Below are 18,969 nucleotides of genomic sequence, written 5' to 3' on the forward strand. Positions count from 1 at the left end.
GATGAGGGCGAAGGGGAATCTCTTCCTGGGCGGGTTGCTGGCGGGCGGAAGTTGGGCATAGGCCTTGTCGATGACAATGCCCTTGACGGTGGCTGCGGCCTCGAAGGACAGGGTGAGGTCCGGGTCGGAATGGTCCAGCATGCCGGTCGCCGTGTTGAAGAGGCCGGTGGTGCCGACCACTGCGTTGTCGATGGCGGCGCCGCTGGACACGGTAACCTCAATGGTTGCCACACCAGTGTCGTCGATGGTGTAGGAGACGTTGGAAGGATCGCCCGTCTGGGCACCGCTGCCCTTGCTGAAGATGAGGCGGTCGGAAGGCGAGCCGTGCCAGGTGACCTTGGTATCTTTCTTGACCAGTTTCCCGCTGCCATCCTTATAGGTGCATGTGAGCTTATATGTCAGGTCGCCGTCAGGCTGGGAGCTGAGGTCCATCGTGCCGGCGCCGGGCAGGCTGACGTCTTGCGCGAAGTTGAGATCGAGCGGCTCGGCGTTATCATTGCCGGACGAGGCCTTCACGATGGCGGAGGGTGTGCCGGTGCCGGTATAGGTGATGGTGGTGACGCTCGTGCCGTCCGAGAGTGTCGTGGTTGGCGTCGCGATGGTGACACCGGTGACCTGCGGGTCGATGCTCCAGGCGATGGACTTCTTCGGAAGCGGCTTGCCATTGGCATCCAGATAGGTTGCCTGGAGCAGATGCGGCTCGTTGGCCTTGAGCGGATTGCCATCCAGCGAGACGATGGCGAGCGTGTTCTGGGAGACGGAGTTTGCACTGAGGGGGAAGGTGCCGCTGCCGATGGGCACCGTGTTGTCCGGGCGGGCATAGATGGTGACGGAGGGGAGCGGCGGGGTGTTCGGGCCGGTGACCGTGATGCTGGTATTGGCGGATGTGCTGCCGGAGAGGTCGTAGAAGTCCGGATTGAAAGTGATGACATAGCCGGGGATCGGCTCGGCGGACCAGTAGATACGCGAAACCCCGCAATCCTCTCCATTGACCGTCGCCGTCACTGGGGTCGGCGTGCCCAGCGGAATCGACGTCTTGCTATCGCCAAGCGATACGTCGATCGAGCAGGTTTGGGCAGCGGTGAAGTTGAGGACAAGGCTCTGGGACGAGTGGTCGTATGCTCCGTTACTCCCAAAATCGCCGTTATTCCCATTAAAATCGCCGAGCACGCTGATGACCACCTGATCGATGTCGCCGTCCGCCGGGGCGGTCACATTGATCGTCGACGCTGCGTTACCCACCACATAGGAAACGTTGGGGGGGTCGTTCGGCTTGGCGCCCTGACCGTCGCTGAACGTGACGGCACCCTCAGGCGAAGCATACCACGTCATCCTTTGGCCAATGTTGTAGTAGCCCTGACTGGTCATAAAGGTGCAGCTCAGCTGATGCTTGACGCCCCGCGTCAACGGGCCCTCGACGGGGCTAAGGTCAATGATGTCCGAAAAGAGCAGCCGGGGAACCCTCGAACCGAAGTCAAGCTTTAGTATCGCTGTATCGGGCTTCGTGCCGGCGGAGACTTGGACATAGGCGACCGGCGCGCTGTCAGCACCGGTGTAGTCGATGCTGATGACGGGTGTAACACCATTGGAGTCGGTGGTGGTCTGTGTTGGGGTGGGGTTGAGCGTGAAGCCGGGCGAGGTGCCGCTTGCCAGCGTCCAGGTGACCGGTTTGCCCGACAGCTTAGTGCCGTCGGCGATCTGGTAGATCGCTTGCAACAGATGCGGGCCGTTCTCCGGAAGCGGGTTGCCGTCGAGCGAGACGATGTTGAGCACATTGCCGGAAGGCCGAATGTTGCCGGCGGTGAGGGAGAAAGCGCGGCCAGCCGTGATGATCGCCCTGTTGTCAGGGTTTGCATAAATGGTGATGGCAGGGAGCGTCCCGGTATTGGGCCCATAGACAGTAACGTTGGTTGTGGCCTGACCACCGGAGACTTGCGAGGACTCCGAGTCAAATATGATAGTGTAACCGTCGGCCGGCGCAGCGGACCAATAGATTTTTGAAATGGAACAATCGCTGCCGCTTACCGTGGCCGTTAGCTGGTAGGACGTGTAGAGCGGGATTGGACCGGTCGGGGGGGCGATTGAAACCGTGCAGGTGATCGGCGTGATCTTGATCGGCGTTCTTTCAGGGCCAAACCATGCGCCTGACCAAGGCAGGCCAGGAACAGTACCGGGAGGGACAATTGTAAGGTTCAGATTGCTACTTATACCACCGTATATGTACCAATTGTCGCCAGTCTGCTCAAAGGTGAGGATCAACCAAGCTAGGCCGGCCCACCAATATGCGAAATAATAGCCATCAATGGGATCATAATAATCTCGAAAGCCGGACCACATAAGGTACCTGCTATCCTCGTAGATCCTGATGTGGTCGCCCTCAATCCAGAATACGCAATCGCTATTTGGTGTTGTGGCGACACCCTCTATCGGGTCGTACGCATACCCCGTGAAGCCGTTCAGCAAATAATACTTTCCATCCGCCGTCTGCAAATATACAGGCCCGGCAGGAAGTCCTTCCGGCGTTTCGCCAATATTCTCGGGCAGGTTTTCCGCCGATCCGACATTCTCGGGCAGGTTTTCCGCCAATCTGGCGGCAACCTCCATCTGCTTCCCGTCTTTATGTCTAATGGGTGCCTTATTGCTATCTTTTGTCATGACTGTATCTCCTTTAAGAAAACTGGACGCCGGTTCCTGCCGGGCTCGCCCATCCGTAAATCAACTACTCATCAATATGCGGTCGGTAATCTGATCGTTGTGGCCGCAGGCCCACCCGAACGCTTTTGCAATCGGTTTACTCCGCCGGGCGGAAGCCGACCGCGACCAGGTGGCTGAAATATGTACCGGTTTCACGGTTCGGCACTTTGGCGGTGATTTCTCCGAAGAAGGAGTCTGTTCCGAGCCCAAGCACGCGGATCTTGCTCACCCCATTGCTGTCCGTCACCGTCGGGAAGCGCGAACCCGGAACCGTCCCGGTGCTGGGCGGGGGGGTGTCGGGCAGAAAGACGATCCGATCGGCAGGGTTCGCGCTCCAATAGACGGTTTGCCCGGCAACGGGTATATATGGCCGGCCCGTCATGGGATCATAACCTTCCAGGACCGTGACCGTATATTCGGCGACGGTTCCGATGGTCTGCCGCGTGCCGGGCGGTGTGATCCTTACGCTTTCGTTCACGAAGGGCGGGTTGTCATTATCATAAAATATACCGCTCCAGCCGGCTTGGGCCTCATTGATAAATTGATTGCCTTCGAAAGGGCTGGAGGCGGCTGCGCTCAACGCGACATTGCGGCCGTTTTCCGGCACCATTGCCGTAAAGTATACTTCGCCGGCTTCGTTTGTCGGCGATAGTCTGATCCATCCGTTCGGCGGGTTTGTTACGGGAGCTATCTCTCCGGAGGGGTTTGTAACGACCGGCGGGACAGAAGCATTATCCGTGTTTCGCGATGAAGGAGAGGTTATTATGAATGAACCGTCGGTAATATACCATTCAACGTAAACCGCCTTTCCTTCCTGAGGAACACCATACTCATCCGTATAGACGGCTTTGAACTGGACCAGTTGCCCGCTTGGGAGCCGTTGCTGAGTCATATCATCCGCCGGCCCGATCGTGAGCTTGCCCCACGGCGGGATAGCTCCTCCAAGCTGCGTTGCGGATGCAATAGCAATGCCGCCCTTGTCGTCGCTCCCGGCAATGACATTGGGCGCATAGGCCTTAAGATTGACCGGCGCGGTATAGGGCGGGTCCGGCGCATAATTGGGTTGAGTCAAAACGAAATTGCGTGCCATCCCGACGCTGTCACCGAGCGCGAGCTCATGCGTGAAATATGCGAGCTGCGACGGGGCGAGCGGTGAGCATGCCACTTGGGTGGAATTGGCAGGTGTCCCATCGGCCAGCATATGCTTGAACTGGATGACGTTTATTATGGGAGGCATACCGAGATTGTGTACACCTGCCGGGTTGGTTGACCAAGTTAGCGTTTCGATTGTGCCAGGGCCGCCCGCAGAGGTGTTGGCGTGCATGGAGGCGGTGGCGGTGGCGACGGCATTGAACGGCGTGGTCCCGATATAAGCGATAACGGAACCATCGAAAGTTGCCTTTTTTCCTAAAGTGTCCGGCTTCATGAGCTTGACGATTGCTCGGGCGAATCCATCGGCGTCCGTATAGGAGTCCGCCGTGACCATCGAGGTGTTGCTGCCCGGGAAGAACAGAACGGGCTGGTTGGCGTTGGTGCCCTCGGTTGCGTCGAAATAAACCCATACCTCGATGGGTGACTCCACCGGAAGATCGATATTATCCGGCGGATAGATAACCGTGAGCGTGCCGCTTGTTGGTCCTGGGATATGGTTGGAAGAGTTTTGCATAAAAATATTCCTTCTAATTGCAAGATTTTTGTTGAATTACTTGGTACGAAATTGCATATGCGCATATGTAATGTGTAAACATCGGGTCCTCGACCCGATCGATACTGTCGCTATGGCTGCAATTCCATAACCGTTAAAAGCTTATGTTCCCGCCGGACGAGGCCAACCAAGTCAGGCCCCGTTCGGTGCCGTCACGCGATTTCCAGCCGCACATCGCCGGACCCCGTGGACCCCGGGCCGCCGATTATCGAATAATGGGTTACCGTTAGATTGGGATTGCCGGGGAGCATCAATTCTGCACGTCTGGTGACGGCGTATTGTATGTAAAAATATCCGGGGTAAGGTGCGGAATTGTGCATGATAAACCAGAGATCACGAATCGGAGGGTTACTCCCGTCCTGCGATGCAACCACCTTGATGAATTTCATGTCCTTATATTCAGGTCCAAAGCCCGTTTCCGCGTCATACCCCGTGTATCGGAACGATAGGCTGAAATAGTTTGGGCTTTGATCTGCTTTATGCCATGCGTTGAAATAGAGCGTTACGTCGATCGTATCGGTCTCGTAGATGAGCGTCTCTCCGGTCGTGAGATCCTGGCAGGGAATGGCGAAAATGAGGTTTCCGTTATCGAAGGCGGTGCTATCCGAGAGCGTGTCAGGATACATCAGCTGGAGCCTGCCATTGGGATATGTGTCCGGATCGTCTGACCCTGTAACATGCCATAAGGGCGCTCTGAACTGGTCATCACTCGGATAGGTCATGGGCTGTTGCCAGGCCGCACCGCTTGCGCTTAACTGATTGGCGGGCGGGTAATTGCAGGCTTCGTCACGATAGAGAAAATATGTGAAAATATTGCTGCTGGTATAGCTCTTATCTTTATCCGTATCCAGCATATCATAAGTGAAGTTGAACGTGATGAACGGGTCCAGCAGATCCATTATGGGGCCAACAGCTTCGTAGATCGGTGGGTCAGCCAGGGCGTTATCGCCCGCGGCCAACAGCCTCACATAAAGCCCGCCCATGAATTTTTGCCGGTTAGGAATCTGAGTTGTGACTGATACACCCCACGGCGGCGGGCTTCCAAATTGGTATTTCGGGATCTGTATGATACCGTCCTGGTTCGGAATGTCGGGTTGAGGGGGAGCGGTCGGATAGAGTTCGGCAAAACCGTTGGTGGGAGGGGTGCAGAATGCCACTGTTACCGAGCCGAGCCCGATTTGCTCATTCTCCGGCATTTTCAGAAGTGTGGCGGTAGCCGGCTCGATCAGGCCTGCCAAACCCGGAGGCGGCGAAAAGCCGGCCACATACACCGACGATCTGTTTGAAACGTCGAGCGAGGTCAATACGGGGGGCTCAAAAGGGGTGCCATCCTCGTGGAAGAAGGCATATCTGTAGTGCCCCTGCCACAGCACCTTGATCTGCGAGGTATCCGTGAATTTGTCGAGCTCGCAAACAGCGGTCAATTTGATTAGCTGGGTGGGCAGGGGGCGCTTTCCCATGTCCAACATAAGCTGCGCGACCATCTTGTCCGTGAGGATATAGCGGACGGAAGGTACCGGAGGGAAAGTTTCATCTGATGAACTGGCGGGCATTTCCGTTTTCCTCCGATAACAGCCTGACCCGTTGCGGTGTGCCCGGACGGCCCAGACCTTGAAAGGTCTGGGCCAGCGGGCGGTCGGGCATCACATAGAGAACGGTGGAGGTCATGATTTTTCATCCTCCGACACGAGAGTTTTAGGCGCTGGAGGAATCTCCAGGCGGACGTCGGCGGTCCCCCCCGAAGTTGGCAGGCCGACTGGTTGGGAGTAGTGAATGTCCAGCTCGTCGCCTTCGTCGCCGCCATACTTCGTTACGACATATTGCGCATAGAAGAAGCCGAGATAGGAACCATTGTGTTCTATACCCATCAGGTCGCGGAGGGGAGGATTGCTTCTGTCTTGCGAGATAGATACCTTGATAAATTTAAGATCCTTCCATTCCTGGCTGGGGTCATCGAGATTGGCAAAGCCTGTTTGCCCGTCCGAGCCCATATAGGGGGGAAAGGTGAGCTTGAAGCGGTTATCGGTTGAATTTGCTGCATGCCAAGCATTGAAATAGACCGTCAAGGTGACTATATCCTCATCCTCGATGAGAACTTTCCCAAAGTCGGCCCCTTGTTTGATAACCTGGCACGGGATGGCCATGACCAGGTTTCCACTGTCGAAAGCGCCCTGATTAATGGGGGTTGGATACTGCGTGGTCAGAAAACCCTGAGGATGATCCTCGTCCTTGCCGTCCGAACCCACCTGATGCCACAAAGGAGCAACGTAATCCAGATCGTACGTGGTTCCGTCTTTGTTTGGGGCTAGCCAGGCGTCCCCCTCGGCACGCACATTGTTCACAATTCCATTGGCGAATTCACCGTTAGGCCCAGTTATCATATAGGTATAATTAACAGGACTGTCGTAATTGTTCGACGCATCGGTTCCCATTTCATCGTACCAATATGGGAACGTAAGAGTTCCCGGGCTATAACTGGCGACGTCACCAATGGCTTCGTAGATGGCTGTTGGACCCGCAATCGCATTCGGCCCCACTGCCTTCATTGCAAGCCAGTATCCACCCGTATAGCGACTTAGTGAGACATTGGTTGAACTGGTGTCATATTGGGTTGGAGGGAGGTCATTGAACGTAAATGGTGGTATCTTTATCGCATCATCCTCAGTAACGATATTTGGTTGAGGTGGCGGATTCGAAGAATCCATATCGTTCCATCCATCACGGTGGGGTGTGCAGAACGCGATATACGCGGTTTTTTGGTATCCATACATTGTCTGGTTGGTTGGAGAATACAACTGGGCGGAAACCCTATCGATACGTCCTCCGTAACCATCGTCGCTAATATATGCTGCCACCCATATAAATGATTGATTGAGGGAGTTGATGGATGTTAGCGGTTTATCGCCTAAACCTTGGACGCCCCCATTAGGTGACAGCTCATAATAAGCGAACATGCCATTGGTGATTTCCTTCCACTGGACTTTAAAGTCGGCAGGCTTGTCGTTACCAACAAAATCAACCACCGCTGTCAGCTTGATCAGTTGGATCGGCTCAGGGCTGTTTCGGTTCTTCGCCATTGGGGCGAGAATTTTACTGCGATGAATATAGGCAAGGCCAGTTTCATTGTCCGTGGTCATAATAATCTCCTGAAGTTGAATTATTATTTGCTGTATTTGCAATTAATTATATTTCCCCCGACGCTTTCTCGCGCCGGAACTTCGCTCTATCGGCACGCGCTTGAAGGGATGCGGCTTTGGGAGGCCGCATCCCCCTGGGCAGGCTCAGGTGCTCATGGTCTGAATGATTTGAGGGGTATTCGTCCAGAGTGTCTTGCTGTAGATGCGAGCCGTTTCGTCGTTCTGTTGGCCCACCGGAACGACGAAACATTCGAAGCCGACAGGTCCCAGCCTCTGTTGGAAATAGCTATATCCTTGCGCCAGATTCCCATCCAGCGTTGCCTCCATGTACTTCAAGTCGGTGGTGCTCGTCGACAACCCGTGCCCGGAAAGCGGCGGGGAGTAATATTTATCCTGCCTCCCGCCGACAGCGTCAGGGAACCAAAAACTACCGTCGTTGAAGTAAAAAGCGTAATATACTTCGTAGGCAGTGTTATTCTTGTATTCATCGGGGATATCGCCATAGAGGCGGGCGACCACCAAATCCGCATTTGGGCTGATGTGATTGCTGTTCGTGAGGGTTCCGGGGTTCAGGCCGGGATTAGGCGATGGATAGGGTAGACCGGGGAATTTGCTGCGATTGATCCTCGGGCTCAGGTTCGGCATGTTCGAATAATTGCCGGCCACCCCAAAAGTCGCCGACGGTCCCGATCCATAGACAACGCCGCCAGGTGTCTGAATAAAGAAAAATGCGACGTTTTGCTTCGGTATCGGTGGGGTACTCACCTTAAAATTTGAGGCAGGTATCGCGATGACTAGGCCGGGTGTCAGGATTGTCTCATCCGCTATGTCCCAGTGATAGGGGATAGCAACCTTGTCATCAAATATATCGTCAGTGTACACCCAGGCATAACTGCCCTGGGGCAGGTATTGACTGCTTATTGCGGGAAGGCGGAAGATGACATCGCTTTGATAGTCATCTAAAGTATAGTTCTCACTCGCGTCCAAGGTGATATCGAGGGGATCGAGTACCTGCTCGACGTCATAGGGATTCATGAAATAGATCATCTCAGAATCGCCTGCCTGGCTTGGGACATTCGATGCTATCATGACGTTGCAGGCGATCGTCTGGTTATAAGTTACCCAGGCTTCGACCTCACCGTTTCCGTTTGTTGGGAGTACCCAATATGTCGGAGAGGTCTCCTGCGGGATGTTGCTCGGCGCTCTGTTCGCTAAAAAGCTCCCGCTCTGTTCGCTATACACCACAAGATCCCCCATTCCGGTGCCACCGCGAAACTGGATCTCAGTACCCACCACCGGGGTCCCGTCTGCCTGGTACACATGCGCCTTGAGGTGGACCAGCTTGCCGGGTTCCGTAAGGGTCGTGGCGATCAGGTCGAATTGCAGACCGGTATCGGTTAAAGTGATTATCTCAAACGTCATGGTGACGTCAGCGTGGGGTTCTACCCCGCCGTCAAGCCTTTTACGGGTGATTCTAAATGTAATGGTCTCGTTCATGTAATCGACGGGTACAACGAGGAGCCAAGTCATCAGGGTTTGCCCGGCGGAGACAAACTGTGACTGCCCGCCAATATACTTAATCAAGGGGTAACTACCAATGGGTGTTATTACCGCCTCATTTGTCCAAACGGGATCTAGATCGGGCGCAGCATCCATGCAGGCCGCGATCTTTATCTGCTCCTCTAGGGGGGATACTGTAGCGAATGTACAGCTGTATACAGCATCTAAAGCCATTCTTTTTCTCCAGTGATTGGGAGCCATCGGGCTCGATTAACAATAGGTACTTTAATTTCCGGACGCGCCGATCCACCCGTCCGAAAAGTTCTTTCGGCAGTCTTCGCGGCCATTCCGCCGCAATAATTCAGTCGGCAGTGCTCACTGCGGGAGACGAGTTCCGCCAGGCCTGAGCCTTTCGAGGCGGGTAATCCCTGCAAATCAGGGGTCCCAGTGAGAGAGTTCAAATGGATGGGTGGATGTTCTCCTTTTCGTAAATGGATGGCGGCCAAGCGATCCCGGCCAATATCGACAAAATATGCTATGCTACTAATATATGCTTTCCGAGGGAGACCGTTGCTTAGGCGATTCCAGCAACACTCGAGAAGACATTGGGAATCATATTAGGAAAGCCTGTTCTTGTCAACGCAAATTCAACTTTGCATGGCGATGGAAAATAATAACCTTAGCAAATGGTTGCAATCGATGGCATGGCTGCATGCCGGGTTTTGTCTGCGATCGTCAGCCGTAAGAACAAGGACAAGCAATTGCCGTCGCGACAGCTTATGGCTCGGTAGATCCTCGGGACAAGCCCGAGGACGACCGCCCAGGTCAGAACCGTTTCCGGATATCTCTGCAGACTCTAGAGCAAATTACTTTCACAGAATCGCTCGAAACCGTTCTAAAGCGCGTTGCGTTTAATCGTACCCATGCAACGCGCTTTAAGTTTTGTTTTTACTCATGTCTTTATCCCAAAACCGGTTCCCACTTTTGGGAGACATGCTTTAAATTGTTGCCGCGATGGAAATGCTGAGGCATGGATTCCTGTGACACGCACAGGAATGACGGAAGTGGGGATGGCTGCTTCTCAACGGGAACCGTTGTGCAGGCCGCGCGGTTGAAGATTATCAGCGACATCAAAGCAATCCGTCATTCCTGTGCTTGTCACAGGAATCCATGCCTCAACGTTGCCACGACGCGAGGGTGAAGATACGCGTATTGCTTCCGTCTATAGTCTTGAGCGAATTATGTTTTGACGGAAGCGCGAGGCGCCCCCCTCTGTCCTGCCGGACATCTCCCCCGCAAGGGGGGAGATTGGCTGGCACTATCCTCCGCCGCTCGTTCTGCAACGTTTGCGATTGGCGTCCGGCACAGATGAAAGGCGTAATCTCCCCCCTTGCGGGGGAGATGTCCGGCAGGACAGGGGGGGGGCGCTGTCCTGCCAACGCTTCCGTCAAAAAGCAAAATGCTCCAGCGATTCTATCAAAGCATGAACCGCTCGATGACGCCGACGGAGAGGGTCGCGGCAAACTTGAAGGTGAGGCGGCCTTAAAGGTGGGGCGCCGGCTGGACCCCGAATTGGATGGGGAGGGTTCTCCCGACTTCTCCGGCGACGGTCTGGAAAAACAGGAATGCCAGATTCGTGTCTTTCTCGCCCGGCGAGCTTACATAAAAATCACTCGCGCTGGCCGTCAGCGGTATTCCGGGAAACCACGCATCGGTCTTGTCCCAATAGCGAGCAACAACCGGCGTATCGGATACGAGGTTGTCGATATAGAGCCACGCCTGGGTGGTGGCGGATATATATATGGGCGGAACGCCGTCTGGAAGCCGAAAGACGACATCGGGCCCGCTGAGTGTATAAATGCCATTTTGCAAGTTGATCTGGAGCGAATTGATGCTGTCGTCCACGGTCGTATCATAGGGATCGACAAAAAAGACGGTATCGTTATCCGTTGTCGTTTTGTCCCCCAGTGCCCGGACCCCCACGGTCACGGCGGTCGTCCGGTCATACTGGATGTAAACGGTCGAATAGCCATCACCATCCGTCCTGGTCGCATACCATTGCGCTTGTGTGCCTGATGAGCGGTCCCTGGGCACGCCGGGATTCAGATCGGTCCCGGCCTGATCCTTATATAGCTGCAAATCATGCTCACCCGGAACGGGAGTGTACCATTGTATCTCGGTTTGCGGGATGCCTGGTCCAAGAGCGCTGGTCACCCGCGCCGTGACCGCGATGGTGGGCGAATTGCCATAGATCACGTTTCTGGGCGTTTCGAGCTTTGCGCTCACCGCGGTAATGGCCACGCCGCCCCAATGGGTGATTCCATCGTCAAAGGGCATGAAATAAAGCGGGAGCGGGGCGGGTGTTCCCGTCATGCCCGTTTTCTTCTCGCGGGCCGCCCTGAATTCGATGGTTTCTCCTGATAACTCGTTCGGCACGAACACCGTCACGCCGATCAAGGTCGTTGCCTCGTCCTTGAAGGTCGCCCGATGCCCGTCGATATATTGCACGGGGGGAGTGGCATTATCGTAATTCGATGTCCAGATGATGTAATTGGTGTAGTCCGTGATGACATCGCCTCCCACCCTGGCCATGCTGGCCCAGAGTTGTACGTTCTGCCCGGTGGGCGCCGTTTCGGCGAGTGTTTCGATGGTAATATCTTCCCAAGCCATTCTTCATCTCCCCTGACCCTTGCTGGTCCGATTCCGGCATCTTCCCCTTTGAAAGCGGTCTCCCGAGCAAATGCCGAAACGAGGGGCCGCCAGCTGATATTTACTTCCGCTACGGATGAACGCATCACGCTCTGGACATGCCAAAGCGGAACTCCTCTGCACCAACTCACTCCCGAGAGGATCGATCAAACCAATTGAATGTCCGGTCTTGGAACGCGCGTTTTCATGCGCTCTCTATATAAATTGGTGGCTTTTCGCTGCTGAACGCTTCGTGAGGGGATCGATACGCCCGCCGGCTTGTCACTCCATCAATGACCGGCAGCTCGCGCTGCCGGTCAAATATGGGACGCTAATCTTTTGTTCACCAATAATGGTTCCTGGCACTAATAAGCTCTGAAAGATCTTTCTAAGATTGATTTCGTGAAATACAAGGACACCATAATATGCTCATTCCAACCTGTCAATAAAAAAACAATCTGTCGTTTTAAAAAAAACTTACACCCTTTCAGGTTGCAGGCGATTGAAGAGGCGCGCTCCGCTCATTCGCCCGATTACGCATCCAGCGATTCAATCAAAGAAAGATGCGCCCTGCGAATCAGCCAGCTCCTCCCTGCGGCGCTCTCTGATTTTTTCCAAATCTACCGAGGGAACATCTGTCCCGTTTATTCATCGCTATAATGGTTCGCTTCCATCCGAACGTGAATTCTGGCGATATTTCTGTACAGGATGAAGGTTGGTTTCCAGATTGAAGCAAAAATCACGAAATATTCTCATATTCTATTGTATAAATAGCTCACTGACCAAACAAAAAATCGCTCCGTTCCTCGATTTTTAATTATTAAACTATTAAAAATTTCGATCTACATTAAAAATCTCTTTGAGAAACGATTAATATTGTCCGATACATGGGATGCGCGTGTCATCTCTGGGCGAGTAAAGGGAAATGCAGATCATGGACGATTTGTCGGGAGCGGCGAAAGATGGACCTGCCATGGCGCGCATGAGCAGAAAGGCGGGCGAGGGCGCCGGATTTTCAGGGCTTCGGCTTTCTCTATTCGTCGCGGCCGGGCTTTTCTTGCCGGCACCCGCGCTGGCTCTGTATAATGGTCCTACGCCCTGTTTCGATGATGGCTGCGGCGGTGGCGGCGGAAGTGTCAGTCAGGTTCCGGGCTCGGCCTCCGGCGCTACGGCCGGCGCCGGCGGGAAGTACGGTCAAAAAGGTGGTCCGGGGGTGGCCGAAACCGGCGTCGCCAGCGGCGGTGGCGGGGGGGGGGCGAATGCAGGGCCGGGTAGCGGTGGCGCGCCTGCCACAGCGACCTCCGCATCGGGCAATGGCGGCAAGGGCGGCGATGGCGGCCTCAATGGCACGCTCTCAGGCGGTAATGCTTCGGGCCAGGACGGGGGGGATGGCGATCCTGGTGGAAACTCTGCCACGTTAACCGGCGGCGGCGGCGGCGGGGGGGGGGCTGGTGGTTATGGCCTGATTATATCAGGCGGCGGCTTGTTTACAAATTCCGGCACGCTCAAAGGCGGAAAGGGGGGGGACGGGGGGAAGGGAGGGGATGCAGCTAGTCACACTTATGAAGCCGGTGACGGCGGTTCTGGCGGTTCTGGCGGGATCGGCTTGGTCATCGATCAGGATGTGGAGAATGAGCTAGCCGGCATCATAAGGGGCGGGGATGGCGGCGCGGGCGGGGCTTCGGGCGCTAACAGTAATGGCTTGGGCGGCCATGGGGGCAATGGCGGAAAGGGGCTGCTGAGCAACGCCGCGGGCCCGGTGACCATCACGAATGCGGGAACCATCGCCGGGGGAGCCGGTGGTAACACCGGAGCGATGCTGGGCGGTAACCTCACTAACAACAATGTCACGAGCTGGGTCGCGCCAGGAAATGGCGGAGCCGGCATTGTCGTTCAAGCCAATGGAGGCATCATCAAGAATTCGGGCACGATAAGCGGCGGCGACGGGGGCAGTTGGGACCCGGCAACCTTTGGTAGTGGTGTCTCTCCTGCCGGCGGAAACGGAGGCGACGCGATAAGCGGCGGCGATCTCACCATCGTCAACTCGGGAACGATTCAAGGGGGCAAGGCCGGGGCGGCGGGCGGGGTGGGTGTCGCCGGAGTGGAAGGTTACGCTATTCATTTCACGTCCGGCGCCAATACGCTCACGCTGGAGGCCGGCTACAGCTTCCCGCAAGGCACCGTCACGGTGGACCCCAGCGCCACCGGCGCGCTCATCCTGGGCGGCGCGGCGAACGCACATTTCAGGCCGTCGCAGATCGGCCCATCCGCGGCCTCAGGCGTGGTATTCGTGAATTTTTCGTCCTGGGCGGTGCAGACGGACAACGACACCACCATTTGGACAATGGACGACGCTGCTGCCCCCGGGTCGGGGTTAAGGTGGCAGCTCCTGCGGGGCATCCTGTCCGCGAGCGATGTAGGCATGATCGGCGGCGCGACGACGCAGCTCACCTTCAATGGCGGCACCCTGCAGGTGACAGGCACCTCCTGGAATAGTTTCGGTTCGGGAGGCTCCATTAGCTGGGGCGCAAATGGCGGCGGCTTCGATATCTTCGATGCCGGCAACGCCTTTACCCTGAACTACTCTTTGGGGACCGGCGGCCTGCTCAGCAAATATGGCGCCGGTACGCTCGTCCTTGCCGGCAACAACCGGAATAACGGCCTCACCATTCACGCTGGCACGGTCCAGGTGGACACGGTTTCCCGGATGGGAACGGGCGATCTTACCTTCGACACGAGCACCACGCCGACCGGCTCCCCCCTTTACGGCACGCTGCATACGACGGGCAACGTCACCTTTACCAAGGAGACAAAGTTCAACGCCGCGGGAACCATCGATGTCGACGGCACCACGACCACGCAACTGAACGGCGACATTTCCGGCAGCGGGAAGATGACGAAAGACGGCGACGGCGACCTCATCCTCAACGGAGGCAATGCGTCCTATACGGGCGATATCACCGTCAACGGAGGAAACCTCCATGTCGGAACCGGCGGTACGACGGGGACACTCGGCGGGAGCACCACCGTCACCCTGACCAATACGGCCAACCACCTGATCTTTAATCGCAGCGATGACACCTACGGCTTTGGCGGACTGATCACCGGCGACGGCGGGGTGGAGGTACAGGGGGGCGGCACCATCACCCTGTCCGGCGACAACACATATCAGGGCACCACGACCGTCGACACCAACACCACGCTGGTGGTCAATGGCGACCAGACCGGCGCGACCGGCAAGACCAGCGTGACCGGCACGCTGACAGGCAAGGGAACCATCGGCGGCGACGTGGAAATCAATGCCAACGGCTTCCTCACCGTAGAGAACGACACGGCGGGCAATCCCACCGTGCTCACGATCAACGGTAAATTGAATCTCGACGCAAACTCGACCACGAAATTTACCTATAATTACGTGCCATCAGGCACGGGGCCAGTCAATGACCTTCAGGTCCATGTCAAGGGCACGGGGGGCATCAACATTGCCACCGGAGCCAAATTGGATGTGACGCTCGGCAATGGCGTGTCGCTTCGCACCGGTGTCTACGGGCTGCTGAAAGCGGACAATGGGGGGCTAAACAATACGAAATTCGCTTCCGGAGACATAAATATACCCAACGACACGTCCATCTCCTACACCCCGGACGGCGTATGGCTGAATGCCATTCCGCCCGGTACGTTCAGCTATTGGGACGGAATGCAGAATACATGGGATAGCAAGATTCACGGTGGTTCCGGCACGTGGCAGAACGCGGCCAGCGCGACCGATAACCCCCCTCACACCAACTGGTCGGACCCGTCCAAGAGACAGAATTGGGGCTATACCGAGAAGACCCTCGCCATCTTCGCCGGGGACGATCCGAATGTGTGCGCCAGCGGGTGTACCGTCAAGGTGGATACGAGCCGGGGAGCGATCAATGCCGGCGGCATGCAGTTCGTGAGAACGGGCTATACTTTGCAGGGCGACGCCATCACGCTGTTCACAACCCCGGGACCGGGCGTCAATCCGGGCCAGAGCCTCATCCGCGTCGGCTCCGGCGGGGGGACGGATGCCGGCATAACGGCGACCATCGACTCGGTTCTGCAGGATACGAACAACGAGCATATCCAGGTCGTGAAGGATTTTGGGGGCACGCTGGTGCTGAACGGCGCCAACACCTATCGCGGCGGCACGCTGATCGAGCAGGGCACCATTTCCATAAAGAATGACAACAATCTGGGCGATAAGTCGGGCACGCTCACGTTCAAAGGCGGCACGCTCAGGAACACGGCGAACGTCAATCTCGATCAAGCCCGCAACGTCAAGATCGAGCAGAATGGCGGCACGTTCCAGACCGGCACCTCGGGTGGTTCCGCGAACCTCACCGTGAACGGCGCGATCTCCGGCTCGGGCAAACTCACCAAGACCGGGCCGGGAACGCTGACACTTGCCGCCAACAACAACGGCTATAGCGGCGCTATCGTCATCGGCGGCGGCACGCTACAGGTCGCCTCGCTTCAGAATCTGGGCACCGGCAACAGCATCACCTTCGACACGGGTGTCGCGGGCGGCGGACCGAGCGCCACATTCGAGACGACAGGCAGCATCGTCTATGGCGGGCAGCTGACATTCACGACGGACGGGACGCTCAACACTGGCGCCAACCTGACACTGACCACGAACAATGCAATCACAGGGAACGGTAACCTGATCAAGACCGGAAGCGGAGATCTGATCCTCACCGGCAACAACAGCAGCTATAACAAGACCTTGGATATCCGAGGGGGCAATTTGCAGGTCGGCGCCGGCGGATCGTCAGGAACCTTGGGCAGCAATCAGAGCACCGTCAAGCTCGCGGCGAACCGGACGCTCGAGTTCAAGCGGTCGGATACCGCCTACAGCTATGGCGGCATCATCACCGGCGATGGCAATGTCGAGCAGGACGGCGGCGCCGGCAGCGTGATCACTTTGACAGGCAACCAGAACAACTACTCGGGGACGACGACCGTTAACTCAGGCGCGCTGGTGATCAATGGCGATCAGTCGGGCGCGAAAGGGGCGACGACGGTGAAACCGGGAGGCATCCTGCGCGGTTCCGGCATCATTGGCGGCGATGTCACGGTCGATGACAACGGAACGCTCTATTCGCAGGACGAGACCGGCAATCATATCAGCAAGCTCACGATCAATGGCGGGCTGCACCTGGAAGCAAATTCGAATGCGGAGTTCTTCTTCGATATCGGCGGCGCGGTTACCGATGTCGATGCGCTGCAGGTGCAGGTGGTGAAGGACGTCACGATCGACGCCGGGGCCAAACTGGTCGTCAAGACCGGAGCAGGCGTGTCGTTCGATCCGGGCATCTACGGCTTGATCGAATCCACGACGGGAACGATCAACGGCAACTTCGATACTGGGACGAGTACCATTCCCCCTGGTTCCGTGATCCAGCATTACCCTCAAAACGAGATCAATCTCTATTTCCCCGGCGGACCCCCACCCCAGACCACCCATAATTTCTGGGATGGGACGAAGACGGTCTCAGACGGCACCATCCGCGGCGGTGACGGTATTTGGCGGGGGTCAGCAGGCCAAAATCCCCCGACCAACTGGTCGAACTATAATGCCACGCAGAACGGCACTTTCACCGACAAGTCTTTCGCCATCTTCCAGACGAAGGGCGGGAATGTGACGGTGGACTCCACCACCAACGGCCCGATCAATGTCGAGGGAATGCAGTTCACTGTGGATGGCTATGTCCTCAGCGGCGGCGTCATCACGCTATGGCCATCTCCCTCGGAGCCGCTGCTGGCAAGCACCAGCATCATCCGGGTCGGCAAGAACACGCCCGACAGCGCCAACTTGACAACGGTGATCAATTCGCAGATCTCCGAGGCGCCCGGGCGTCATATCAGGCTGAAGAAGGGGGATTTGGGGACGCTGGTGCTGACCAACCCCAACAACAACTATAGCGGCGGCACGCTTTTCGATAGCGGAACCCTGTCCGTTTCGTCGGACGGCAATCTCGGCGCGGCTAGCGGCGACCTTCAGTTCGACGGCGGCATAATGCAGGTGACCGGCACGCAATACCAATCGACCAATCGCGCCATCAAATGGGAAAAGGACGGCGGCGGTTTCGATATCGCCGACAAGGACAATACCTTCACTCTCTCGGCATCGCAGACGCTGAGCGGCCCCGGCGGGCTGATCAAGAAAGGCGCCGGCACGCTGGTCCTTACAGGCGTCAATAGCTATAGCGGTGATACCGATGTTGGGGGTGGCACGCTCAAGGCCGCGGGGTCCGGTGCCTTCAGTTCGGCATCCGCCTTCACCGTCTATAACGGCGCCACGCTCGATCTTGGCGGCTATGACCAGACCGTCGCCTCACTCATCAACGCCGGAAATGTGAGACTAAGCGGCGATAGTCCAACCTCCACCTTCGGCAATGTGCTGACCGTCACCGGCGACTATACCGGGCAGAACGGCACCATATATCTCAAGACAAAGCTCGAAGGCGACAACTCCAAGACCGACCGGCTGGTCGTCAAGGGCAACACGTCCGGTAACTCGGCACTGGTCGTGACGAATGCCCTCGGCAAGGGCGCGCCGACCAAGGAGGGGATCAAGGTCATCGAGGTGGGCGGCGCATCGAACGGCACCTTCGAACTCCGCGGCGATTATCGCTATAAGGGCGAGGAGGCCGTGACGGCCGGCGCGTATGCCTACCGGCTCTTCAAGGGCAGTGCCGGCACCGGTACCGACACCACGAGCAACGCGGCGATCAGCGAGAAGGACTGGTATCTGCGTTCGGTGCAGTACAAGGATTTTCCATGCGAGGGCGGTCAATGCCAGCCGCAATACCAGCCAGGCGTGCCCGTCTACGAAGCCTATGCGCAGGTTCTGCAGGAGCTCAACGATGTCGGTACCTTGCGCCAGCGCGTCGGCAACCGCTATTGGAGCGGCGCGGCCAATGCGAAAATCGCAGAGGGCGACAGCGAGGGAACGGTGGCGCCTTCAGCGGGGCCTGGCGGGGATATCAGCACCGACTCCTATGTCTGGGGCCGTATAGAGGGCGCGCATGGCCGCTTCGAGCCGCGCTACTCGACCAGCGCCACACGGTACAACATCAACACCTATGGTCTTGAAACCGGCATAGACGGCAAGCTTTACGAGACGGCAATGGGAAGCCTGATCGGCGGGATTACCGCGCATTACGGCTATGCCAAGGCCACCATGGGCTCGGTCCACGGCCAGGGCGGGGTCGATGC

8 protein-coding genes are annotated in these 18,969 nt (G+C 56.9%); 1 reads left to right on the forward strand and 7 read right to left on the reverse strand.

Translation table 11 applies throughout. The annotated features are described in order from the left end of the window. The 7 genes from ACOWVG_RS18940 to ACOWVG_RS18970 form a co-directional block, all read right to left on the reverse strand. On the reverse strand, positions 1-1,773 hold a 1,773-nt coding region (locus ACOWVG_RS18940; protein ID WP_420963935.1), incomplete at its 3' end, for a hypothetical protein. Positions 1,774-2,791: 1,018 nt separating this feature from the next. Further along, a complete protein-coding gene (locus tag ACOWVG_RS18945) occupies positions 2,792-4,360 on the reverse strand; it encodes a hypothetical protein (protein WP_420963936.1) in 1,569 nt (522 codons plus the stop codon). Positions 4,361-4,551: 191 nt separating this feature from the next. Next, positions 4,552-5,952 carry a hypothetical protein gene (locus ACOWVG_RS18950; protein ID WP_420963937.1) on the reverse strand — a complete coding sequence of 467 codons (1,401 nt, stop codon included), beginning with the start codon at positions 5,950-5,952 and terminating at the stop codon, positions 4,552-4,554. Next, positions 5,930-6,067 carry a hypothetical protein gene (locus ACOWVG_RS18955; RefSeq protein WP_420963938.1) on the reverse strand — a complete coding sequence of 46 codons (138 nt, stop codon included), beginning with the start codon at positions 6,065-6,067 and terminating at the stop codon, positions 5,930-5,932. The genes ACOWVG_RS18950 and ACOWVG_RS18955 overlap by 23 nt, the downstream gene beginning before the upstream one ends. Continuing rightward, positions 6,064-7,536 carry a hypothetical protein gene (locus ACOWVG_RS18960; RefSeq protein ID WP_420963939.1) on the reverse strand — a complete coding sequence of 491 codons (1,473 nt, stop codon included), beginning with the start codon at positions 7,534-7,536 and terminating at the stop codon, positions 6,064-6,066. The genes ACOWVG_RS18955 and ACOWVG_RS18960 overlap by 4 nt, the downstream gene beginning before the upstream one ends. A 144-nt stretch (positions 7,537-7,680) precedes the next feature. Next, positions 7,681-9,270 (reverse strand): hypothetical protein, encoded by a 1,590-nt coding sequence (locus ACOWVG_RS18965; protein ID WP_420963940.1) that lies wholly within the window; start codon positions 9,268-9,270, stop codon positions 7,681-7,683. A gap of 1,308 nt (positions 9,271-10,578) precedes the next feature. After that, positions 10,579-11,706 (reverse strand): hypothetical protein, encoded by a 1,128-nt coding sequence (locus tag ACOWVG_RS18970; RefSeq protein WP_420963941.1) that lies wholly within the window; start codon positions 11,704-11,706, stop codon positions 10,579-10,581. 1,231 nt (positions 11,707-12,937) lie between these two features. On the opposite strand from ACOWVG_RS18970, the gene ACOWVG_RS18975 reads away from it, so the two are divergent. Then, on the forward strand, positions 12,938-18,969 hold a 6,032-nt coding region (locus tag ACOWVG_RS18975), incomplete at its 3' end, for an autotransporter outer membrane beta-barrel domain-containing protein (RefSeq protein WP_420963942.1).

The organism is Brucella sp. IR073 (genome assembly GCF_049065735.1).
Lineage (GTDB): Bacteria > Pseudomonadota > Alphaproteobacteria > Rhizobiales > Rhizobiaceae > Paramesorhizobium.

What these genes read in the sequence shown, in the direction of transcription:
- ACOWVG_RS18965 (WP_420963940.1), bottom strand. Translation starts at nt 9,270, where the DNA reads ATGGCTTTAGATGCTGTATACAGCTGTACATTCGCTACAGTATCCCCC.
- ACOWVG_RS18945 (WP_420963936.1), bottom strand. Translation starts at nt 4,360, where the DNA reads ATGCAAAACTCTTCCAACCATATCCCAGGACCAACAAGCGGCACGCTC.
- ACOWVG_RS18960 (WP_420963939.1), bottom strand. Translation starts at nt 7,536, where the DNA reads ATGACCACGGACAATGAAACTGGCCTTGCCTATATTCATCGCAGTAAA.
- ACOWVG_RS18970 (WP_420963941.1), bottom strand. Translation starts at nt 11,706, where the DNA reads ATGGCTTGGGAAGATATTACCATCGAAACACTCGCCGAAACGGCGCCC.
- ACOWVG_RS18955 (WP_420963938.1), bottom strand. Translation starts at nt 6,067, where the DNA reads ATGACCTCCACCGTTCTCTATGTGATGCCCGACCGCCCGCTGGCCCAG.
- ACOWVG_RS18950 (WP_420963937.1), bottom strand. Translation starts at nt 5,952, where the DNA reads ATGCCCGCCAGTTCATCAGATGAAACTTTCCCTCCGGTACCTTCCGTC.